Annotated in this window: 20 protein-coding genes, 1 tRNA gene and 1 pseudogene; 9 read left to right on the top strand and 13 right to left on the bottom strand. The window is 73.6% G+C overall.

Annotated features, from left to right (window positions below; all coding sequences use genetic code 11):
- Positions 1-35: 35 nt before the first annotated feature.
- Positions 36-851, top strand: a complete 816-nt coding sequence (locus IG74_RS0110890) for an SDR family NAD(P)-dependent oxidoreductase (RefSeq protein ID WP_030673589.1) — start codon at positions 36-38, stop codon at positions 849-851.
- A 121-nt stretch (positions 852-972) separates the two neighbouring features.
- Entirely contained in the window at positions 973-1,494 is a 522-nt protein-coding gene (locus tag IG74_RS0110885; RefSeq protein ID WP_051854783.1) for a GNAT family N-acetyltransferase, read from the top strand.
- Positions 1,495-1,537: 43 nt separating this feature from the next.
- Here IG74_RS0110885 and IG74_RS0110880 read toward each other — a convergent pair whose 3' ends face one another.
- Genes IG74_RS0110880 through IG74_RS0110870 form a run of 3 tightly spaced genes read right to left on the bottom strand, consistent with a single transcriptional unit; the run spans position 1,538 to position 5,701 of the window.
- Positions 1,538-3,112, bottom strand: a complete 1,575-nt coding sequence (locus IG74_RS0110880; protein ID WP_051854782.1) for an aldehyde dehydrogenase family protein — start codon at positions 3,110-3,112, stop codon at positions 1,538-1,540.
- Positions 3,112-4,557 (bottom strand): VOC family protein, encoded by a 1,446-nt coding sequence (locus IG74_RS0110875; protein ID WP_267885559.1) that lies wholly within the window; start codon positions 4,555-4,557, stop codon positions 3,112-3,114. The genes IG74_RS0110880 and IG74_RS0110875 overlap by 1 nt, the downstream gene beginning before the upstream one ends.
- A gap of 37 nt (positions 4,558-4,594) precedes the next feature.
- Positions 4,595-5,701, bottom strand: a complete 1,107-nt coding sequence (locus IG74_RS0110870; RefSeq protein WP_051854793.1) for an NAD(P)/FAD-dependent oxidoreductase — start codon at positions 5,699-5,701, stop codon at positions 4,595-4,597.
- A 237-nt stretch (positions 5,702-5,938) separates the two neighbouring features.
- Here IG74_RS0110870 and IG74_RS47865 point away from each other — a divergent pair, with 237 nt between their 5' ends.
- Positions 5,939-6,931: a LysR family transcriptional regulator gene (locus IG74_RS47865; RefSeq protein WP_030673575.1), complete on the top strand. Its 993-nt coding sequence runs from the start codon at positions 5,939-5,941 to the stop codon at positions 6,929-6,931.
- A tRNA-Arg gene (locus IG74_RS0110860) sits at positions 6,922-6,997 on the top strand. Before IG74_RS47865 ends, IG74_RS0110860 begins: the two co-directional genes overlap by 10 nt.
- Before the next feature lie 111 nt (positions 6,998-7,108).
- Here IG74_RS0110860 and IG74_RS0110855 read toward each other — a convergent pair.
- On the bottom strand, positions 7,109-9,301 hold the full coding sequence (locus IG74_RS0110855) for an ATP-binding protein (protein ID WP_234334307.1): 2,193 nt from the start codon (positions 9,299-9,301) through the stop codon (positions 7,109-7,111).
- Between the two features lie 351 nt (positions 9,302-9,652).
- Here IG74_RS0110855 and IG74_RS0110850 point away from each other — a divergent pair, with 351 nt between their 5' ends.
- Entirely contained in the window at positions 9,653-11,014 is a 1,362-nt protein-coding gene (locus IG74_RS0110850; protein WP_030673568.1) for a hypothetical protein, read from the top strand.
- Between the two features lie 516 nt (positions 11,015-11,530).
- The gene (locus IG74_RS45780) at positions 11,531-12,493 is read left to right on the top strand and encodes a PP2C family protein-serine/threonine phosphatase (protein WP_051854781.1); all 963 of its coding nucleotides are present in this window, start codon (positions 11,531-11,533) and stop codon (positions 12,491-12,493) included.
- Between the two features lie 192 nt (positions 12,494-12,685).
- On the opposite strand, the gene IG74_RS0110835 is transcribed toward IG74_RS45780, so the two are convergent.
- From IG74_RS0110835 to IG74_RS0110820, 5 genes and pseudogenes are all read right to left on the bottom strand, one after another.
- Complete coding sequence (locus IG74_RS0110835; RefSeq protein WP_030673562.1) at positions 12,686-12,913, bottom strand: hypothetical protein; 228 nt, start codon at positions 12,911-12,913, stop codon at positions 12,686-12,688.
- Positions 12,913-13,311: a hypothetical protein gene (locus IG74_RS45775; protein WP_158857565.1), complete on the bottom strand. Its 399-nt coding sequence runs from the start codon at positions 13,309-13,311 to the stop codon at positions 12,913-12,915. Before IG74_RS45775 ends, IG74_RS0110835 begins: the two co-directional genes overlap by 1 nt.
- Positions 13,312-13,609: 298 nt before the next feature.
- The gene (locus IG74_RS54405; protein WP_324607498.1) at positions 13,610-14,248 is read right to left on the bottom strand and encodes a hypothetical protein; all 639 of its coding nucleotides are present in this window, start codon (positions 14,246-14,248) and stop codon (positions 13,610-13,612) included.
- 397 nt (positions 14,249-14,645) lie between these two features.
- A pseudogene (locus IG74_RS54400) lies at positions 14,646-14,726 on the bottom strand (hypothetical protein); the annotation flags it as partial.
- 169 nt (positions 14,727-14,895) lie between these two features.
- On the bottom strand, positions 14,896-15,537 hold the full coding sequence (locus IG74_RS0110820) for an HAD family hydrolase (RefSeq protein WP_030673557.1): 642 nt from the start codon (positions 15,535-15,537) through the stop codon (positions 14,896-14,898).
- Positions 15,538-15,863: 326 nt separating this feature from the next.
- On the opposite strand from IG74_RS0110820, the gene IG74_RS0110815 reads away from it, so the two are divergent.
- From IG74_RS0110815 to IG74_RS0110805, 3 genes are all read left to right on the top strand, one after another.
- The gene (locus IG74_RS0110815; protein WP_030673554.1) at positions 15,864-16,232 is read left to right on the top strand and encodes a hypothetical protein; all 369 of its coding nucleotides are present in this window, start codon (positions 15,864-15,866) and stop codon (positions 16,230-16,232) included.
- Positions 16,233-16,385: 153 nt separating this feature from the next.
- On the top strand, positions 16,386-16,919 hold the full coding sequence (locus tag IG74_RS0110810) for a flavoprotein (protein WP_030673550.1): 534 nt from the start codon (positions 16,386-16,388) through the stop codon (positions 16,917-16,919).
- Positions 16,916-17,587, top strand: a complete 672-nt coding sequence (locus IG74_RS0110805) for a nucleotidyl transferase AbiEii/AbiGii toxin family protein (protein ID WP_030673546.1) — start codon at positions 16,916-16,918, stop codon at positions 17,585-17,587. Before IG74_RS0110810 ends, IG74_RS0110805 begins: the two co-directional genes overlap by 4 nt.
- On the opposite strand, the gene IG74_RS0110800 is transcribed toward IG74_RS0110805, so the two are convergent.
- The 4 genes from IG74_RS0110800 to IG74_RS0110785 all read right to left on the bottom strand — a co-directional run bounded on the left by IG74_RS0110800 (position 17,588) and on the right by IG74_RS0110785 (position 21,578).
- On the bottom strand, positions 17,588-18,817 hold the full coding sequence (locus tag IG74_RS0110800; RefSeq protein WP_051854779.1) for a DegT/DnrJ/EryC1/StrS family aminotransferase: 1,230 nt from the start codon (positions 18,815-18,817) through the stop codon (positions 17,588-17,590).
- Between the two features lie 2 nt (positions 18,818-18,819).
- Entirely contained in the window at positions 18,820-19,974 is a 1,155-nt protein-coding gene (locus IG74_RS0110795) for a GNAT family N-acetyltransferase (protein WP_051854778.1), read from the bottom strand.
- Between the two features lie 251 nt (positions 19,975-20,225).
- Complete coding sequence (locus IG74_RS0110790; protein WP_037825016.1) at positions 20,226-21,206, bottom strand: DUF1648 domain-containing protein; 981 nt, start codon at positions 21,204-21,206, stop codon at positions 20,226-20,228.
- Positions 21,207-21,275: 69 nt separating this feature from the next.
- Complete coding sequence (locus IG74_RS0110785) at positions 21,276-21,578, bottom strand: hypothetical protein (protein WP_030673534.1); 303 nt, start codon at positions 21,576-21,578, stop codon at positions 21,276-21,278.
- Between the last annotated feature and the right edge of the window lie 27 nt (positions 21,579-21,605).

Here is a 21,605-nt window from a genome sequence, read left to right as displayed (position 1 = left end):
CATCAGGGCGAGCCCTCCAGGGAGGCTGAACGACCATGGCTGACAGCCGCGTTGTCCTCGTCACCGGTGGCGGCACCGGCATCGGCGCCGCCACCGCACGCCAGTTGCGCGCCGCCGGGCACCACGTGGTCGTCTCGGGGCGGCGCCCGGAGCCGCTGCGCCAGGTCGCCGAGGAGACCGGCGCGCTCGCCCACCCCGCCGACGCCGCCGACCCCGAGGCCGTCACCGGTCTCGTCGCGGCGACCGTCGAGGCGTACGGACGGCTCGACGGCGTCGTCCTGAACGCCGGGACCGGCCGCCCGGGTGCCGTCGGGGACGTGACCCCCGAGGAGTGGGAGACCGTCCTCACCACCAACCTCACCGGCCCCTTCCACCTGCTGCGCGCCGCGCTGCCGCACCTGCTCGAAACCCGTGGCTCGGTGGTCGCCGTCGCCTCGGTCTCCGCGCTGCGCAACGGCGTCGGCAACGCCGCGTACGCCACGTCCAAGGCGGCGCTGCTCCAGCTGTGCCGCTCCGTCGCCGTCGACTACGGGGCGCTCGGCGTGCGCGCCAACACCGTCTGCCCCAGCTGGGTGCGCACGGAGATGGCGGACCGGCGCATGGGCACGTTCGCGGAGTCCGCCCGGCTCGGCACCGGCGAGGAAGGGCTCGACGCCGCGTACGAGCAGGCGACGCGGCTGATCCCGGCGGGCCGCCCCGGCACGCCCGAGGAGGTCGCCGAGGCGATCGCCTGGCTGCTGTCGCCCGCCGCTTCGTTCGTCAACGGCGCCACGCTCACGGTCGACGGCGGAGTGACGGCGGTCGACCCGGGCACGGTGGCGTTCGGCTTCGACATCACACAGCGGGGCTAGGCCTGTCCGGCGGGGCCGGCGCCCAGGCCCCGGTCCCGCACCTGGCCAAGTCTCGAATGGTCCCTGTTCACAGGCCGTTAAGCAGTGTGGCTGACGGCCCATCACGACGTACGGTTCTTGCATGCCCGAACTCCAGCGCCTGCGCGCAGACCACGCCCCGGCCCTGCTCGCCTTCGAGCGGGAGAACCGCGCCTACTTCGCCGCCTCGGTCCCCGACCGCGGTGACGCCTACTTCGCCGAGTTCGACGAGCGCCACCGCGCGCTGCTCGCCGAGCAGGAGACGGGGGCGTGCCACTTCCACGTCGTGGTCGGCGGCGACGGCGAGATCCTCGGTCGGGTCAACCTGGTGGACGTGGCGGACGGTTCGGCCGACCTCGGCTACCGCATCGCCAAGAAGGCCACCAACCAGGGGCTCGCCACGTCGGTGGTGCGGCAGGTGTGCGTCCTCGCCGCCACCGAGTACGGCCTGACGTCGCTGCGCGCCGAGACCACCGCCGACAACCCCGGCTCGCAGGCCGTGCTCACCCGCACCGGCTTCGTGCCCACCGGGGAGCACGTCCTCGACGGCCGCCCCGGGATCACTTACGTCCGCGATCTGACGGGCCCGGACGTCCGGCCGACGGTACGCGCGCCGGGCGCCTGACGCACCCGGCGGCGGCCACCGGAAGCAACCGTCCAGGAAGCGGCTACAGGAAGCTGACGTTCTGCGCGAGCGCGAGCCCGCCCGAGTAGTTGACGGTGTTCGTGGCGGACCGCATGTACGCGCGCCACGCGTCGGACCCGGACTCGCGCCCGCCGCCGGTCTCCTTCTCGCCGCCGAAGGCCCCGCCGATCTCCGCGCCCGAGGTGCCGATGTTGACGTTGACGATGCCGCAGTCGGAGCCCTCCGCGGACAGGAACAGCTCGGCCTCGCGCTGGTCGCGCGTGAAGACGCTCGACGACAGGCCCTGCGGCACGTCGTTGTGCAGCGCGACCGCCTCCTCGAAGTCGCCGTACGTCATGACGTACAGGATCGGCGCGAAGGTCTCCTCCCGCACCACCCCGGTCTGCGCGCCGACGCGCACCACCACGGGCTCCACGTACGCCGCGTCGGGCGCGACGTCGGCGAGGCGCCGCCGGCCGCCCGCGAGGATCTTGCCGCCCTCGGCCTGGGCCCGGGCGAGCGCCTCCCGCATGCGGTCGAGCGCGGGCAGCGAGACCAGCGGCCCGACGAGCGTCGACGCGTCGAAGGGGTTCCCGACGGGCAGCTTCCGGTACGCCTCCGCGAGCCGCCCCACCAGCGTGTCCACGACGTCCTCGTGCACGATGAGCCGCCGCAGCGTCGTGCACCGCTGCCCCGCCGTGCCCGCCGCGGCGAACACCACGCTCCGCACGGCGAGGTCGAGGTCCGCGGAGGGCGCGACCACGGCGGCGTTGTTGCCGCCGAGTTCGAGCAGCGAGCGCCCGAAGCGGGCGGCGACCCGCGGCCCCACCTCGCGCCCCATCCGCGTGGACCCGGTGGCGCTGACGAGCGCCACCCGCGGCTCGTCCACGAGCCGCTCCCCCACGGCCCGGTCGCCGAGCAGCAGCCGGTGCACCCCTGCCGGTGCGCCCACGTCGTCGGCGGCCCGGTCGAGCAGCCGCGCGCACGCGAGCGACACCAGCGGCGTCAGCTCGGACGGCTTCCACACCACGGTGTCGCCGCAGGCCAGGGCGACGGCGGTGTTCCAGGACCAGACGGCGGCCGGGAAGTTGAACGCGGAGATCACCCCGACGACCCCGAGCGGGTGCCAGGTCTCCGCGAGCCGGTGCCCGGGGCGCTCGGACGCGATGGTCCGCCCGTACAGCTGGCGCGAGAGGCCCACCGCGAAGTCGCAGATGTCGATCATCTCCTGCACCTCGCCGAGCGCCTCCGAGCGGATCTTGCCCGCCTCGACGGTGATGAGGTCGGCGACGTCCTCCTTGTGCGTACGCAGCAACTCGCCCAGGCGCCGCACCAGTTCCCCCCGGCGCGGCGCGGGCACCGCCCGCCACTCCAGGAACGCCTCGTGCGCGGCGGCGACGGCCTCCTCGACGGCCCCGGGCGCGGCCGCGGCGAGCGCGAAGAGCCCCTCGCCGGTGACGGGCGTACGGGCCTGGATCCCCCGGCCTTCGGGAATCTCGGCCCCGACGCGGGAGAGCGCGGCGCGGGCGCGGTGACGGAGGGCTTCGGTGGTGGGGAGGGTGGACGGCACGGGGCTCCTTCGGAGAGGGCGTTTCGACTGGGGGCGGCCGGTGGCCATCAAGCCCGTCCGGCGTTCGAGGACGAGCGCGCGGCGCGGTCAGGGGCGGGCGGGTGGGGGAGCCCCAGCTGCCGGGCCACCCCCTCAAGAGAGGCCCGCTCCCGGGCCTCGTACAGGGAGAAGGGGTCGAGGACCTCCCGCCCCACCGCCCCCGACAGCCAGGCGCTGTCGTACGCGGCCCCCGCGACCGCGTCGTCCCGCACCCCCGCCTCCTCCAGGTTCGACTGGAAGATCCCGGCGGCGGACCGGGGCAGGAAGTCCTCGTACACGAGGGGCGCGGCCCGCACCCAGCCCCCGTCGAGGAGCCCGTCGAGGCTCGCGGGCGGCGCGGCGCCGTCGCGGGCCCGGTCCGCGACCACGTGGTACGTGAAGTGGCCGAGCCCCCGCGCGGCGAGCTCGCGCTCGGTGCGGGGCAGGTGGGCCGCCCACACCTCGCGGGCCGCCGCCGCGCGCTCGGCAGGGGTGGCGGGACGGCGCTCGTCGATCAGGGCGAGGAGGTCGTCGTAGCGGGCGCGCCCCGCCCGCGTGAGGGCGATCCCCCGCGCCTCCACCTCCCCGAACCGCACCCGCAGCGCCCCGCTGACGACGCTCCCGTCGGCGAGGCGGAGCGCGCGCGGCTCGTCGAGCGCCCGGAACGACGTCTGGCGCAGCAGCACGTCGGGGCCGTCCCAGGCGGGCGGGCCCTGCACGGTGTCGATCATCCGCACGCCGCGCGCGGTCATCCGGCGGTACAGCTCGTCGATGTCGAGGACGCGGGGCGTGAGGTGGTTGAGGTGCGTGCTGCGTACGCCGCCGATGTCGGCGGCCACGGCGGAGACCCGCGCCAGCTCCTCGTACCACGCCTTGTCGATCGGCTCTGCCGACAACTCGAAGGCAGCGACGGCGAGTTCGAGGAACCGCTCGGCGTCGGCTCCGGGCAGGCCGCCCTCGGCCTCGGCCCGGTCGGCGAGCGCGAGCAGCTCCGGCGGGAACAGCTCGCGCGCGGCCAGGAAGTCCTCAAGCCGCTCGCGCAGCCCGGCGTCGAAGAACCGCGGGTCGGCCGGGGTGAGCAGCGAGGTGAACACCCGGAAGGGGTTGCGGGCCAGCTCGTCCCCTTCGACGGGCCGGAAGGCGGTGGACACCACGGGCACGGCGCTCGCGGCGGCCTCGCGCAGGTCGTAGAACCCGACGGGCCGCATCCCGAGGGCTCCGAAGATCCGCGCCACCTGGCCGAGTTCGGCGGGGGTGCCGACGCGGATCGCGCCGTGCCGCTCGGCCGTGACCCGGCCGATGGAGCCGAGCCGCTCGGCGTCGGCGCCGCGCTCGCGCAGGACGTCCTCGTTCACCTCGCGGGCGACGTCGACGAGGGTGGCGTACGCGGGCACTTCGCGCCCGTACATGTCGGAGAGCCGCGCGGCGAAGGCGGCGCGGAGCTGCCAGGGGGCGTACGGGGAGTCATGGGTCACGGGGGCTCCTCTCGGCAGTACCGGCGGGGGGCGGTCGTCACACCACGTGGGCCTCCGGTCTGCCGCCCGCGCCCACCCGGAACCGCTCGGCGCTCAGGGACGACACGTCCACGGGCGGCTCGCGCTCAAGGACCAGATCGCGCACGACCTCGCCGACGGCCGGGGCCTGGAGGAAGCCGTGCCCGGAGAACCCGGTGGCGTACAGGAAGTTGGGCACGTCACGGGAGCGCCCGACGAGGGCGTTGCGGTCGGGCGTGACCTCGTAGAGCCCGGCCCAGCCGCCCACGACGTCGAGGTCCGCGAGCGCGGGCGCCCGCCGCCGCATCACGTCCCGGAACAGCTCCACCCAGTCCTCCGTCCACGTCGTGTCGAACCCTTCCTCCTGCCCCGGGTCGGCGAGCCCGAACAGCAGCCCGTGGTCGCTGTTGTGGAAGTACGCCGTGGAGGAGAAGTCGATGGTGAACGGGGTGCGGGGCGGGGGCGGCACGAGCGGGGCCGAGAACGCGATCTGCCGCCGCAGCGGCCGCACCGGCAGCGGCACCCCCGCCATCGCCCCGACCCCCGCGGACCAGGCGCCCGCGGCGCACACCACGGTGTCGCAGGCGATCGCCCCGCGGTCGGTCCGCACGGCGGTGACGCGCCCGCCGGTCACGTCCATCCCGGTCACGGAGGTCTCCGTGACGAAGGAGACCCCGGCAGCGGCGGCGGCCCCCGCGTACCCGGCGACGACGGCTCCCGGCCGGGCGTGCCCGTCGTCGGGCGAGTGCGCGGCGGCGAGCAGCCCTTCGGTCCGTACGTACGGACACAGCTCGCGGGCCTCGTCGGGCCCGACGATCCGGCCGCGCACCCCCATCCGCGCCTGCACCGCGACGCTCTCCTCGAACGCGGCGACGTCCTCCGCCCGGTCGAGCAGGAACAGGTACCCGACCGTCTCCAGGCCGATGTCGCCGCCCGGCCGCGCCGCGAAGTCGCCGTAGGCCCGCAGGCTCCGCGCGCCCAGGGCGATGTTCACCGGGTCGGAGAACTGCGCCCGCACCCCGCCGATGGGCTTGCCCGAACTCCCGCGGCCGAGCGCGCCCCGCTCCACGACCACGACGTCCCGCACCCCGGCCTCGGCGAGGTGGAAGGCGACGGACGTACCCATCACCCCGCCGCCGACGACCACGACCCGGGACGCCCGGACCGACCGCGACCGAACCGACCGCGCCGACTGCACCGACCGCGCCGACCGCTCCGTCCGAGACCGAGCCACAGGGACCAACCCCTTCCGCCGCGCAGTGTCCGGGGTTGCCATCGTGACGCACACGGACAGTTGAGGTCCATCAACAGTCCGTACGTACGACCGTTTACGTCATCTATAGGGTCGCCCTAGGGTCACCGCATGAACTGGACGAGCGCGCAGCTGCGCTCCCTGGTGGAGCTGAGCAGACGCGGCACGGTCACGGCGGTGGCGGCGGCCCTCGGCTACACGCCCGGCGGGGTGTCGCAGCAGCTGGCGGCCCTGGAGCGGGCGACCGGGCACGGGCTCCTCCGCAGGACCGGCCGCCGGGTCGAGCTGACCGAGGCGGGCCGCACCCTCGCCCGCCACGCGGAGCGCATCCTCGCCACCGAGGCGGACGCCCTCGCGGCCCTGGAGCGCACCCGCTCGGAGATCACCGGGGTGCTGCGCGTCGCCCTCTTCGCCACGGCCGCCGCCGAACTGCTGCCCCAGGCCCTGCGCCGGGCCCGCGAGGCGCACCCCGGCCTGGAGATCCAGACCCGGGAGATGCCGGACGTGGACGCCGTCTACGACGCGGTGGCCTCGTCGGCGGTGGACCTGGCCCTCGGCCTGGACTACCCGGACGACCCGATCCCCCGCGACCCGACCCTGCGGCTGCTGCCCCTGCACACGGAACGCTTCGCCCTGGCGACCCCGCCGGGCCTGCTCCCCGCCACGCGTGCCGGTGCGCCCGGGGAGGGCCCGGCCCCGCTCCCCCTGCGGGCCACCCAGCCCCTCCCCTGGATCCTCCCCTCCCCGCACAGCCACTACGGCCGGGCCGTCCGCACGGCCTGCCGCCGCGCCGGCGTGGAGCCCCGGGTCCAGCACGAGGTCACCGACACGGCGGCGACCCTCGCCCTGGTGGAGGCGGGCATCGGCGTCACCCCCGTCACACCCCTGATGCTCCGGCTCCGCCCCTCCCAGGTGGACGTCGTCCCCCTCGCGGACCCCCCGCTGCGCCGCGTCGTCGCCGTCCACCGCACCACAGCCGACCCGCTCCCCGCCCTGGCCGCCCTGGTCACCGTCCTCCGCACCCCGCCCCAACCCCAGGGCGCCCCCGGGCCCCCATCGGATACCCTGTCCGAAGCCGCCCTCACGGACGGCACGCCTTCGTAGCTCAGGGGATAGAGCACCGCTCTCCTAAAGCGGGTGTCGCAGGTTCGAATCCTGCCGGGGGCACCATGCATTGCCGCTCTGACCCGGGGTTTCTCCCCCAGGGAGGGGGCCTGATCGGCCTCGGACTTCGCGTCCGGGGCCGTTTGCGTGAGCGGGTGGAGTGAGCCGGGGGCGGGCTCAGCTGGATGCCCGGGGCGTGGTGTCCGTCGCGTAGCTCATTCCCTGTTCGTACGACATGGAGCGGCCCGCCTCGTAGCTGTGCTCGTAGGCAGGGTCGCCGATCTCGTCGCGGATGGCGCGTTCACAGGCTTGGCGGGGGGCGATCAGGTCCGGGGAGTTGAGTTGGACGCGGCCGCCGGCACGGTGCCACAAGCGCTGGGCGATGCCGAGGAGTTCGGCCGCCCGGTGAGCTTCGCCCAGGGCGACCGTGGCTGATGCCAGGGTGTCGATGGCCAAGGCCGCGACGATGCTGGCGTTGTGCAGCAGCCAGTGCGCGGCAACAGCCCGGGTGGCGTTGCGGGCCCCCGAGGCGGTGTCACCGCGGGCGAGGTCCAGCTTCGCCACGATCACGTCGGAGGTCGAGCGCGTCCAGTGCTCGCCGCGCCGGGCGCACTCGGCGCGGACCTCTTCGGACACCGCGCGGGCCGCTTCGTGATCGCCGCTCATCAGGTGCGCGTACGCCAGGGCACCGATCGTCTGAATCTGTGCCGAACCGAGCCAGTCGTCCCGGACGGGGAGGCGGGTGGCACCGGACATGAGGCCGACCGCCTCGGCCGACCGACCGCTCAGGGCGAGCTGGCTGCCCGTGAGGTAGGCGGAGACGGAGAGGGCGACCGGGTCCGCCTGCTGCCGTGCCACGTCGGTGAACCGCCGCCCGTAATCGCCGGCGGTGTCCACGTCGCCCTGCATGATCGCTCCGGCGCCACGTGTCCACAGGGCCCGGAGGAGATCGGGCCCTGGAGGCGGATCGGCGGCGAGCACCCGGTCGAGGCAGTGGTTCGCATCGCGCACATGGCCGCAGTGCCGCCACAGGAAGCCCGCGGTGCCCGCGAACTCCAGGGCGGCCCGCGGGTCGGGGCGGTCGAGGGACCAGTCCACCGCGGCGCGCAGGTTGGCGTGGTCGGTCAGCACGCGTGCGCTCCACTGCACCTGGCGGCCGGTGTTCCACTCGGCGCAGCCGTCGCGGGCCAGGCGTCGGTAGTACTCGCGGTGGCGCAACCGCACGGCGTCCTCCTCGCCCAACTCCCCCAGCCAGTCCGCGCCGTACTCGCGCACCGTGTCGAGCATCCGCAAACGGGCCGTGCCGGTGCGCTGGTCGCGTCGCACGATGGACTGGGCGACGAGCTCGTCAAGGAGCGCGGGCACCCGTCCGGCCGCCAACGGTCCCCCGGCACACACTTCCTGGGCGGCCTCGACGTCGAAGCCGCCGGTGAACACCGCGAGCCGGGCCCACAGCAGCCGCTCCAGCGGAGCGCACAGCTCGTGGCTCCAGCCGATGGTGGTGCGCAGGGCCCGGTGGCGCGACGGATCCACGGTGCCGTCGTCCGAGGCCAGCAGGGCCAGTCGGTGGTCCGTCCGCGTCCCGAGGTGGTCGTCGAGTTCGGCGAGCGACAGGGTGGACAGCCGCGCCGCGGCCAGTTCGACGGCCAGCGGAATGCCGTCCAGGTACCGGCAGACGGAGACCGCGACCGGCCGGGTGGCCTCGTCGAGTACGAAGCCGGAGCGCACGGCGGTCGCCCGCTCTGCGAACAGGGTCACCGCGTCCTCCCGAGCCGCGGTACCCGACTCGTCCACCGGCAGCGGCTCGACCTCCAGACACTGCTCCCCGGGCAGCCCGAGCCGTCGGCGACTGGTGGCCAGGATGTTCACGTGCGGAGCGAGCCGCAACTCGTCGATGAAGGCCGCGCAGTCCTCCAGCAGGTGTTCGCATGAGTCCAGTACCAGCAGCAGTCGCTTGTCCGCGAGCCACTCGGCCAGCGCCTCCGTCGCCGGGCGCGTCGTCTGGTCGGCCACCCGCAGCGCCTCCATCGCCGCAAGACCCAGCGTGTTGGGTCCGATCAGACCGCTGTCGTGCAGGCAGGAGAGCTCCACCAGCCACACACCGTCCGGGTAGGCGGGCCGCATCCAGCGCGCGGCCTCCACCGCGAGACGTGTCTTGCCGATCCCACCAGGCCCCAGGAGAGTCACAAGGCGGCGCCCGCCGTTCCGGTCCCTGGGTCCCTCGCCGCCCTCGGCCGGCCCGTCATCCGGACGCAACATGACGTCGAGCCGCGCGAGTTCGTCCTGCCGTCCGATGAAACTGCGAGTCTCCGACGGCAGGTTCCCCGACCACTCGCTCATCTCCGTCTCTCCCGGCACGCCGTGTGACACGGGACCCCTCCCTTGGCTTCCTACCTGACCCGGCCCGGCTGAGTCTGCTCCGGCGGACCTCTCTGTGGCGGGACACCGGCCATGCGGACAGAAACACGGCATCGCCTGGTCACCCCTGTTCACTTCGGGGTGCGTGACGACCAGTTCGCCTCCGTCCGCGACCGGCAGGGTCGGCGAGCACACGGCGCGCACTACGGAGCGTCGTCATCAACACACTCCGGCTAACGGTCAGCGCGCCCTGGCACCCGTCCAAGCGCCACCGGTGCGCCGGTTGTGCGTGGGCGAAGGGCGCGGAATGGTGCCCGCCGTACCGGGGGCATACCGCCTCGGCAAACGTGAGGAGTCCTTCTCATGACCAGACGATTCCCGCTCTTCCAGAACCTCCCGACGTGGAGGACCCACGTGGCAGCCGTGTCCGCACTGGCCGTGGGCCTGATAGCGGCCCTCGCGCCCAGCGCGGCGGCCGCGCCCGGTGACCTGGACACCGGCTTCGGCAACAGCGGCAAGGTCACCACCGACTTCGGCGCCACCCCGTCGGAGCCGGAGATCGGCAACGACCTGCTGCGTACGTCCAACGGGTCCCTGTTCGTCGCCGGGCGACGGGGTTTCGGCACCCCCGGCGTCGGTCCGGGCACTTTCGGTGTCGCCAAGTACACCTCCAGCGGAGCGCTGGACACCACCTTCAGCGGCGACGGCAAGGTCGCCACCGGCTTCGGCGACACCCTGTCGATGGCCCGGTCGGTCATCGAGGCCGGCAACGGGAAGATCCTGGTGGGCGGGTTCACCGGAGGGGAGCAGATCGCCGACCTGGCGCTGGCCAAGTACAACGCGGACGGCACCCTCGACACCTCCTTCGGCGGCGACGGCAAGGTCACCACCGACCTGACCGGCGGGCTCGGTGACGGTATCCGCGGCCTGAGCCTGACGAGCGGCGGCAAGATCCTCGCGGCCGGGGCGGCCGGGAACGACTCCTTCATCGCCCGCTACAACGCGGACGGCACCCTGGACACCGGCTTCGGCGGCGGCGACGGCGTCGTGACCACCGACTTCGGCACCGGCGACCACCTCTTCGCGCTGGAGGAGCTGTCCAGCGGGAAGCTGATCGCGGCCGGCACCGCCAACAGTGACTTCCTGCTGGTCCGGTACAACTCGGACGGCACCCTGGACACCGGCTTCAGCGGCGACGGCATCGTGACCACCGACTTCAACGGGCTCTCCGACCTCGCGTTCGGCTTCACCCAGGCGCCCGGCGGGGACTACGTGCTCGCGGGCGCGGTCGACGCCCCCGAGCCGTTCGGCATCACCGGCCCCATCAAGGTCGGCGTGGTCCGCCACAACGCCGATGGCAGCCTGGACACCGGCTTCAGCGGAGACGGCAAGGTCACCACGGACGTGAACGCCCTGAGCGCCGACGAGGCACGCGCCGTCGCCGTGGACGGCGACGGCAAGATCGTCGTTGCCGGACTGGCCGGCGAAACCGTCGTGTTCCCCGTCGACCCCGTCGACGGCGACGCCCTCGTCGTCCGCTACAACTCCGACGGCAGCCTGGACACCGGCTTCAGCGGGGACGGCATCGCCACCGTCGACTTCTCCGGCGGGGCCGATGTCGCTCGTGGCCTCGCACTGACCGGCAGCGATGACATCGTCATCGCCGGCGGCGCGACATCGAGCAGCACCGGGCTCGACTTCGCCCTGGCCAAGCTCCAGGGCTAGGGCGGCCACAGAGGACGGCGGCGGTGATCCGGGGCGGCGATACCGGACCACCGCCGTCCCTTGTCCGTACCCGGGCGCCGCGGGAGGTGCTCTCGCGCAGCGCGTGCGCGGGCGCGGCGCGCTGCGCCACGGCACCCTCTCCCGAGACCGTTGCCCGGCTCCGTCCCCGGGCCGTGCATGCCACGAGAGGCCCGCCTATTCGAGCAAGGCGCTCCCATGACCGCACCACGACGAAAACGACTGGTCAACCCTCGGTCCGCTCCGGTCAACCGGCCCTGGCCACCGGCATATTGGACCAGAGTGGCCGTCCTCTGGCGCGGACTCACCAGGCGCGGGGAGAGGCCGGGGGCGCGCATGGCCGTCAGGGCAGTCGGGCGGAGGTGGCTCAAGACGAGCACGCGGAACTGGCGCAGCCGGGGACGACCGGGGCTCGCGCTGGGGGTGAGTGGCCTGCTCGCCATCTGCAGCGGTCTCGGCAGTTGGCACCTGGGAGTCGCCGTACTGGTCATAGGTCCTGTGCTGGCCTCCGCCCGCCTGGACGCGCGGCGCACCGCAGCGGTGGCGGCCCTGGCGCTGTTGCTCGCTCTCGGGGCGGGCGCCGCGAGGGGCCTCACGATGACTCCGGGTTTCGGAATCGAGTTCCTCGTCCTGCTGGTCGGAGGCGCGCTGTCCGTCCGCGACGCCGCCCGGCACACGGCCGACGCGGCCGCACTGGCCCGGGCCACCGATGTCGCGCAGGCATCCCAGAACGCGATCCTGCGGCCGATCTCGGTGGAGTTCGGCGGCATCGAGGTGTGCGCCCGGCACCGCTGTGCCGTGCAGGGGGCTTCGGTGTGCGGGGATCTGTACGACGTCGCCCACACCCCGTACGGAGTGCGCCTGCTCATCGGGGACGTACGCGGCCACGACCTGGACGCCCTGCGGGCCACCGCGGTGACCATCGGGGCCTTCAAGGACCTTGCCTATCTCACCCCCGACCTCGCCGACCTGGCGACGGCCCTGGACGCCAGGCTCGCCCCGGAACTGGGGGCGGAGGACTTCGTCACCGCCGTACTCGCCGAGTTCGCCCCGGGCGAGGTCCGCATCGTCAACTGCGGGCACCCCGCGCCCGTACGGGCAGGCAAGCAGGTCAGGTTGCTGGAACCACTTGAGCCGGCACCCCCGTTGGGCCTGCATCCGAAGCCGCGGCTGTACCGCTTCTACCTCACGGGGCGGGACCGGCTGCTGTTCTACACCGACGGCCTGAGCGAGGCACGCGATGCGAACGGCGCCGACTTTCCGCTCCTCGAACGGGTTGGTGACGCACTGGCCGTGCTCTCCCCCTCCGACGCGCTCGACACGCTGTACGCCATGGTGGCCACGCACACGGGCCGCGCACCGGCCGACGACATCGCGCTCGCCCTGTGCCAGCCGACCAGCATGGTCGCCCTCTCGCCCCCTGCCCGGCCCTCGAACCCCGCAGCACGCAGGGAGCCGTAGGGGGGCGGGGTTGCAGGGGCCGAGGGGGCAAGTACAGGCACTCGATGCCGTGGTCGTACCAGTCGAGGTACGTGGCCAGGACCCGGGCCCGGACCGTGTGGCAGGGCGCGCAGGCGCCCGTCGGGGCTGGGGTCGACGCCTTCGCCGGGGCTGAGGGCAGGCACCACGGCCATGAGTAGCCCTCGGGTCACGTCAGGCATGAGTTCGCTCCCCCCAGGAGAAGCGTGGGGTGGTTCCGGCCGCCCCGTAGCCGGGCCAGTCCTCTTCCAGCCAGGCGGCGGCGAGGCGGGCGCCCTCGACGCAGTTGGCGAGGAGGCCGGTGTGGACGAGGGGACAGGCGTCGAGGTGCTCGCGGTAGGCCCCGTACGGGTCCGGGAACTCGTAGTCGTCCTCGCCGCCTTCGGGATCGGTGGCGGTCATCACAAGCCCACCCTCCGCTTGCCATGGAGGGCGCGCTGTACGGCGCTGAGCAGTTGCCGCACGTCGGCGTGTACGCGGGTGTTCGACGGCTCCACTGCCCAGTGCAGGGCAGACTCCGCAGCACCCAACGGCGGCACGACGATGTACGTGGCCAGTCCGCACGCCACGGTCTGAGGCAGCACCCAGCCATCGGTCGACCGCGGGGGCACGAGGAAGTAGTGGATCCGTGTCCACGGGTCGCAGATGACGGCCCCGCAGTCGTCGCCCAGCGTGTCCATGGTCCGCAGCCCGAGCGCGCGGGGCGTGCGGACAGCGTCGAAGTGGACGCCTGCCTCGACATGCCAGACCACGCCGATCGGCGGGAGCCAGGGCAGTTGCGCTCTCACAGCAGCTCTCACGCGACACCTCCCGCGAGGCACCAGCCGCAGCGCACGATGGGCCACATGCGGCTGCTGCTCCGGAACATGACGTGCCCGGCCGGCACGAGGCGCCTGCTGACGGCACCGCAGTACCAGCACGCCCGGCCGTGCCGACGAGCGGAACTCGCCCGTCCCTCGACGCGGGTCAGCCCGACGGCTGTAGCCCTGGCCATCCCTGCTCCCATCTGCCTGAACCCCGTGGACAGACAGATGATGGGCGCCTACAAGGGGCACAAGGGCTACAACGTGTATCCCCTCCGGTCCCCCGTCCGGGGCTCTAGACGGCGCCGATCCACTCCGAGAAGGCCGTCAGGTCCTCGGCGTCCGCGCGACGAAGGCGCCGCAGCGTGGCCGCTGTCTCGCGGGCCCACGGGGGCCCGCGGGTGTGCTGTGGGGCAACGAGGCGGGCGACCTGCAAGCTCTCCCACGCGTCGTCGGTCAGCCCGGCCCACAGCTGCGCGCGCGAGAGCTCGATCCAGAAGCTGGACTGCCGCTCGGCCGGCAGGTCGTCGGGAGGGGTCCACTCGCTGGCCACGTCGAGGGCGCGGCCGACGTGGTCGCTGCCGAGGCTGACGGCCACGGACACCTCGTGGATGCGTACCGAGTCGGGGCCGAACGCGGTGCCCTGGTACTGGTCCTCGGGTACGGCGTCTCCGATCCGCCGGGCCTCCTCGAAGTGGGTGTCCGCGGCGTCAGCGTCCTGCGCACGCCCGGCGATGACCGCGGCGCGCATGTGCAGCGCGCCGCGGACGGCCTGTTCCTCCGGGCTGGAGGGTGAGGGACTGGCGTCGATGGCCTGCTCCAGGGCGAGCAGGCCGGGGGCGTAGGCGCGAGCGGCGAAGAACGTCTCGGTGCGTACGTAGGCGGTGCTGGCTTCGACGAGCGGGTCCTCGGAGCGACGTGCTGCCCAGCGCATGAGCTCGATGAGGCGCGCGGAGAGGTCGTGGTGCCCGTACTTGTAGGCGACGGCGTCGGTGGCGCGCGATGCCGACGAGTAAGCGGGCGGCGTGCTGCTGGTCGTGGCCCGTGGTGTGGTGCAGGGAGCGGAGGGCGTCGTCGAGCAGCGTGGGGGCGTGCTTGGCGATGCGGGTGTACTGCGCGGCGAGGCGCCAGTTGACGGCCTCGTCGGCTGCGGTGTGCAGCTCGGCGAGCGTACGGCGGGGCCGGCCCATGGGGATGTCGTATCCGGCGATGGACGCGGAGATCGCGGGGAGGGCCGTGCGGATGCGGCTGAGGGTGATCGTGTCACCGGTGATGAGGCGCCCGGGGTCCACGCCGAGGGCGGCCGCGATGGATTCGAGGGAGTCGTCGCTGGGGGCCCGGGCGCCCCGCTCGATGCCCTTGATCGTGGCGAGCGAGAGGTACGCGGTGCGGGCGAGGTCTGTCTGGGTCATCCGGCGCGCGTGGCGGATGGTCGCGATACGGCGGCCTACCTCGCGCTTGCTGTCGGCGGGCATACTGACTCCGGTTCGGGACGTCCACTCCGAACCGTACCCGCGCGACTACGTACCGGATGCGTGAACGGCCCCGCTGGCCTGCGCAGGTGGGGCCGTTTCTTGGCGGTCAGTCGGCGATGATGGACGTCAGTTCGGTGAGGGTGTCGATACGCCAGTCCGCGGCCGCCGCGACATCCGGGTCGTCCGCCCACAGGCGCCCCCAAGGGCCGCGGCGGATGTGCGCGGCCCGCAGCCCGGCGCGCTTGGCCGGATACAGGTCGTTGGCGGGGTGGTCGCCCACGTACACGGTCTCGTGAGGCACCGCCTGGGAGATCTCCAGTACGCGCGCGAAGAACTCCGGGGCGGGCTTGGCCACTCCCCAGTCGCCCGAGGTCACGATCACGTCGGCAGGAAGGTCCAGGCCGCGCAGGAGCTCGCCCGTGCGGCCGGTCTGATTCCCGGCGATGACGACGCGTACGCCGAGCTTGCGGAGCCCCGATAGGGCGGGTCTGACGTCGTCGTAGAGGTCGCTCTCGTCGAGGAACTCGCCGTGCCCGGCGGCTTCGCGGGCCGCGTACTCGGCGGCGATGTCGATGCCGGGGCGGGCCAGACGCACGGCGTCCGCGTTGTCACGGCCCTGGGCGACGACGGCGCCGACGAGCGCGGACAGGGTGTGGCGGGGGATGTCGAGCCAGTCCGCCCACGATCCCCAGTAGCGATCGTCTCGGGTGATGGTCTCGCCGACGTCGAAGACGATGGTCTCAATCACCCCAGCGAGCCTAGGGCGTTGTACCGGCATGGGCTCACCGGTACTGCCCCTGTTCCGTGGCCGTCCCGGGTGAGCCCGGCGGCTGGCCCCCAGCGGACGCGGTTCTCTATCACCCGCTTCGGGCACGGCCACCGCCTCCGACCGGTCAAACGCACTCGCGTCATGGGCTGCTCCTTCGCCATATGGGCGTGTCAAGGCTGCACCATGCGCCACAGTGCCGAATTCCAGACGAGTGAATTGGAAGCCCTAGCCACTTACTTGAATTCCCGAAAGGATTAGACCAACCCCGAGGGGGGTTCTTGATCGGAAAAGAGGAGAGAAGAGAAATGAAGCTCCGCTACCTTGCCGGATTTGCCACCACGGCGGCACTCGCTGGTCTGATGCTGGGAACTTCGCCTGCGTCCGCCGCCGTCGTACCCGCGTTCGGCGACGTGTACAAGGGACGTTGGCACACCTACTCCTGGCAGCACACGGCCCACGGCACCGTGAACATCCGCAAGGTCGAGGGCCCCGCGATATCGGCGAGAATGGTGCAGTGCAACGGTGGCGCGCAGATCGGCAACATCGTCAATCTCCCCAACGCCGATCCCACCGGCTGGGTAAGCATGGGTTACGTCAATGGAAACTTCTGCCTCTCGGTGAAGAGCAACGGAAACAATTCGAGCGACACGTGGGACGGATATCTGGACTACTGAGAAAGTGGGAGCCTGCCGTTCCGGCGGCAGGCTCTGCTCCGGATGTGGGCCCGCGCCTCGATGGTGCATGCCCGGTGCCCCGGCCGGTCCGGGCCCGCGCCCCGAGCTCGGGCACTGTTGCGCTTGATCCACTGTGCGCGGTGGGATGAGTGCATGACCCCTCCGACTCTGTACTTGTTCGGCTCCGCCGCGCCGCCGCTCTTCGACGTGGCGAAGGTGATCGAGGCGGCGCAGGCCGACGGGTGGGACGTCTGCCTCGGGCTGACGCCGACGGCGGCCCGCTGGCTGCACGGGAGCATCGACGGGCTCGCCGTGCTCACCGGGCATCCGGTGCGCAGCGCGTACGGGCTTCCCGGTGAGCCGGACGTCTGGCCCGGCGCGGACGTGGTCCTCTTCGCCCCCGCGACGTTCGACAGCGTCAACTCCTGGGCCCTCGGGCTCACTCAGGACTTCGTGGTGGGGGTCGCGGCGGAAGCCATCGGAAGGGGCGTTCCGACGGTGACCGTGCCGTACTGGAACACCGCGCTCGCCCGGCACCGGCAACTGGACCGGAGCGTGGTCGAGTTGCGCGAGCAGGGCGTCACCGTGCTGTACGGCGAGGGCGGCTTCGTGCCCGGCGCGGCGGCGGACTACCCGTGGGACGCCGCCCTGGCCGCCGCGCGGCAGCGGCTGACCGGCCCCGCGTGAGCGCGCTCGCGCCGCGGCACCGGCTCGTCGCCGACGTCCTGGAGGCGGGCGCCTCGTACCCCCTCGTGCTCGCCGGTGGGCACGCCGTCCGGGCGCACGGGCTCGGCGGGAATCCCGGCACGGGGCTCGGCTTCGCCACGGAGAGCCCCGAGGGGATGGACGGCGTCGTCGCCCTGGTGGGCGCGGGGCTCGTGGGGCGCGGGTGGCGGGTGCGGGTGGGAGAGACGGCGCCGCTGGCCGCGCGGATCACCGCCGTCGACCCGGTCACCGGGGGCGCGTACGAGGTCCACGTCCGCAAGGAAGCGCTCTGGCGGCCGCCCGTCCGCACCGAGTACGGGCTCGCCCTCTCCCTCGAAGACGCCGTCGGCACCCGGGTCCGCGCCCTCGCCGACCGCGGCCTCGCCCGCGACCTCGTCGACGTCCGGGCTGCCGCGGACCGCTGGAGCCGCGTCGAACTGGAGGAACTCGGCCGCCGCCACGCCCGCGACGCCTTCGACCTCACCGACCTGTACGCCCGCCTGGGCGGCGCCGAGTGGATCGACGACGGCGAGTTCACCTCCTGCGGCCTCGACGCCCGGGCCGTCGACGACCTCCGCCGCTGGGCCCAGGAGTGGGCGGACGACATCGCCGAACGCCTCCAGGAACTGGCCGCCCCGGAGGACGCGTGATCAGTTGGCCAGCGGGGTCGCGCGGGGTCTCTCCGGGGTGGGGGCCGGGGCGGGGTAGCGGGCCGGGGCCGCGCTCTCCTTGGTGAGGGCCGTGGCGACGTGGTGGGCGATGAGGGGGTCCGCGGGCAGGACGTGGGACGCGAACCAGCGGGCGGCCTTCGGGTCGGGGGACGGGTCGACGAACTCGGCGCCCGCGTAGTCGTCGAGCGGCGGGTCGTAGATGTAGCCGCACACCACGCCGCGCCGCACGAGGCGGTCGACGAGCGCGTCGCGGTCGCGGACCAGCAGGGGCGCCCGGAAGAGGGCCGGAGGTCCGTCGTCGGTGGCGCGGGCGCGGAGCTCCGGCGTCGCCCAGATGGTGCCCGAGAGCTCGGCGACCCCCGCCCTGCGCCGGGTGAGGTCGGCGTCGAGCCCGGCCATACGCAGGCCCAACTGGCCGCGCACCAGGGCCCCGTGGCGGGCCCGGTAGCCGTGCAGGTCCACGCGGACCCACGGTTCGTACGCGGCCAGGTTCGGCGCCCGGTGCGCGCAGCCGGAGAGGCGGGGCGCGTGCAGGGGCATGCGGAAGGAGTCGCGTTCGAGGAGGCCGAGGCGCTGGAGCGTGCGCCACACCGGGCGCACCAGGTGCAGTCCGCGCACGGCCGAACGCGCGAGGGGGCGCACGGTCGTGTACACGTCCTCGCGAAGACGGCCGGGCACAAGGAGGTCGTCGCGGAGCACCTCCAGCTCGCGCCGTGTGCGCGCGTCCTCGACGGCGAGGAACCCGCCCGCCATGCCCGCCACGTGCTTGGACAGGCTGAAGGCCGCCGCCTTCCCGAAGGTGCCGACGGGCTGCCCGTCCACGTGCGTGCCGATCGCGTGCGCCGCGTCCTCGAAGAGCGGGATGCCCCGTTCGTCGCAGCGCGCCTTGAGTTCGGTCACGCGGTCCGGCATGCCGTAGAGGTTGGTGGTGAGGACCGCGTCCACGGAGGCCCAGGTGGCCTCCGGGACGGCGGCCGGGTCGATGTTCCCCGTCCAGGGGGACACCGGGGCCTGCACCGGGCGCAGGCCCGCCGCGAGGACGACGAAGAGGATCACGTCGTCGTTCACCGGCGACATCAGGACCCGGGCGCCGGGCCTGCACCAGCGCCGCAGCGCGAGGTAGAGGGCCAGGCGTGCCGAGGGCGTGTAGACGCATTCGCGTCCCAGTCGCCGCGTCATCGTCGCGGCGAGCCGCGAGCCGTACGGCATCGTCACCTCTTTCGTCGAGGGGCCTGTTGTGGGGTGTGCCGGGGATCGCGCTGGGGGCTCGTCCGGGAGCCGGGCGCGCCCGTGCGCAGGGAGCCCGCCGCCTTCAGGAGGCGGTCCGCCGGGTCGCGGAGCCGCGGGTGGGCCAGGACCGTGTTCCGCAGCCCGCGCACCGGTCTGCGCCACAGGCGGTACGCCGCCGCCACCGGGTGCGGGCGCGTCGCGAAGCCCTCGCCGACGCGCAGTTCCCGGGTCTTGAGCCAGTCCTTGTACTCCTTGTCGCCGCGCCCCAGGTCCATGAGCCGCACGCCGTCCCTGCGGGCCGCGTCGGCGAGGCGCAGATGCATGATCAGGCCGGGCGAGTAGTAGCGGAAGTCCGGGTCGTACGCGGTGAACCAGCAGGCGAAGACCGTGCGCGAGCGGGGCCCGAAGTGCGCGGCGACCGGGCGGTCGCCCGCGTACAGGACGGAGAGGACGCCGGTGAAGTGCTCGTCCCTGACGTGGGAGAAGTGGGTCACCAGGTCGACGATCCAGGGGCGCGCGAAGCGGTCCATGCGCCCCGTCCTGCGGTACTGGGCGGACTTCCAGCGCATGAGCTGGCGCAGCGGCCCGGGGTCGCGCTCGTCGAAGACGAAGCGCATCTCGCCCGCGTCCCGCCCCAGGCGGCGCTCCTTCTTCAGGGTCGTCTTGGCGATGCCCGGGTAGGTGCCGCGCAGCCACTCGGCGTAGCCCGCGTCGTCGTCGCCGTCCTTCAGGTCGATCACGGGCGAGTCGAACATCCCGGTGACGTACCGGCCGAACGGCTTCTGCTCCTCCACCAGGTGGTCGAACTCGAAGGCGGAGAGCCGGCAGGAGCGCAGCAGTTCCTGGGCGTTCCAGGTGACTCCGGGGCGGTGCACGAGGGCCTGGCAGTCGGAGAGGCCGAGACCGACGGCCCGGCCCACGCCGACGGCGTTGCGCTCGTACGGGAAGAAGCCCACGGCCTCGCCCGCCTCGCGCAGGACCGCCACCCGCGCCCCGCCCCGGTACGTGCCGATGCCGGCCGCGAACTGCGGTGCCAGGAAGGGGTTGGCGTAGTCGGGCGACTCGTCCATGGCCCGGTGCCAGGCCGCGCGCAGGGATTCGGTCAGCTTCTCGGGTCTGTGGATCTCTATGTCCACGTCGGATCAACTGCCCTTCTGAGCCTCAACGGCCTCGCGGACAGTGGCACACCGGACCCGGCCCGGATCCCCGAGGCGCGCGGAACCTTCCTGACGGATCGCACGGGCGACCCCTCCCCCCAAATCCCCCATGGCGCTGTGCGCGTCATGCCCCTGCGGCGGACGGTCCCCCAGACGCGGCGACGACCGTTCCGGCGCGGCTCAAACCTGGCGAAGCAGTACGCACGCTGTCAAGGGTGCCTCCCGTGCCGCTACGGGTGGTGCGCGTCCGGCGCGTGGCGCGCGCCCAGCGCGTTCAGGAGGGCCGCCCCGCGCTCCGCGTCGTCCACCGACACCGCGAAGGCCTTGCCCTTGGCCCGGACGACCAGGCACTCCCCGGCGCGCAGCATCACCGTCGTGCCGAGGCCGCTCAGCCGGTAGCCCCAGCCGCCGACCTGGCCGGGCGTGCGGTGTTCGGCGTACGCCGTCTCGATGGTCTCGGGCGCCCAGCGGCGGGCCGGCCAGCCGAGCGGCCCGAGCGTGACCCGCAGGCCCTCGTCGGTCACGGCCGCCTGCACGGAGGCGCAGGCCAGGCAGGTGACGGCGACCAGGGCGAGGGGCGCGGCCAGCGGCCACAGCGGGTCGGTGAGCCCGGCCACCGTCACCGCGACCGCGACCGCCGCCGCCACGCCGAAGACCGCGGCGAGCGCGTGCATCCAGGGGCTGGACGTACGCGACAGCCAGGCGACGCGCTCCCCGGGCGCGAGGTCCGCGCGCGGGGCGGCGCCCGGCGGCGGGGCGTCCGGCAGGCCGCGGCGGGCGAGCAGGATCCCCAGGCCCGCGGCCGCCACGGCGGCGACCACGACGGCCACGCCCCACCCGGTCGCCGATCGCGCGTCGTGCCAGTCGGCGCGGTCCGCGTTGGCCCGCACGATCGACGCCTGCGCGCCGACGAGGGCCACGCCGAGGGGCAGCAGCACGGGCGTGCGCCAGGTGTCCGCGCGACGGCCCGCGAGCAGCGCGCCGCCGGCGACCGCCGCCCAGATCAGCGCCGGGAACAGCGTCGCCGCCCACAGCGGCATCGAGCCGTCGGGGCGCGCGGAGCCCGCGCTCCAGTGCGTGGCCAGGCGGTCGGGGAGCCGGTGGGCCGCCGCGAGCGGCAGCGCGATCAGCAGCGCCAGGGGCACGGCGCTCGCGCCCAGGGCGCCCCACGGCCACCGTCCGCTCCCCCGGTCCGCTGCTGCGCCGCCCACGGCTCCCCCTTGATCAGTCCGGCAGGTCGCTTCCACCGTAACTCGCCGCGACCCGGCCCTGACCAGGGCTCATCCCGCGCGGAAGATGACGAAGGGCCAGGTGGCGGCGGGCAGTTCGCTCAGCGCGGCGTCGGGGGCGGTGGGTGTCGCTCCGGTGGGCGGGTCCCGGGGCGTCGGCGCCCGCTCCACCGGCGGCGGTCCGGCCGCGGCCGCGGCGAAGAGGCTCAAGGCGCCGAGCAGCGGGTGGAGTTCAGGAGTGGTGAGTTCAGCTGTGGTCTCGGTGAAGCCAGTGGTCTCGGTGAAGCCGGTGGTCTCGGTGAAGCGTGTGGTTTCCGTGGTGCCGGTGACTTCCGTGGTGCCGGTGGGGGCCATCGTCGTCCTCCGTGCGTCCGTACGCGC

The organism is Streptomyces sp. NRRL B-1347 (genome assembly GCF_000720325.1).
GTDB lineage: Bacteria > Actinomycetota > Actinomycetes > Streptomycetales > Streptomycetaceae > Streptomyces.
Note: the sequence above shows the minus strand (reverse complement) of the source record. Positions and strands in the feature narration are given on the sequence as shown.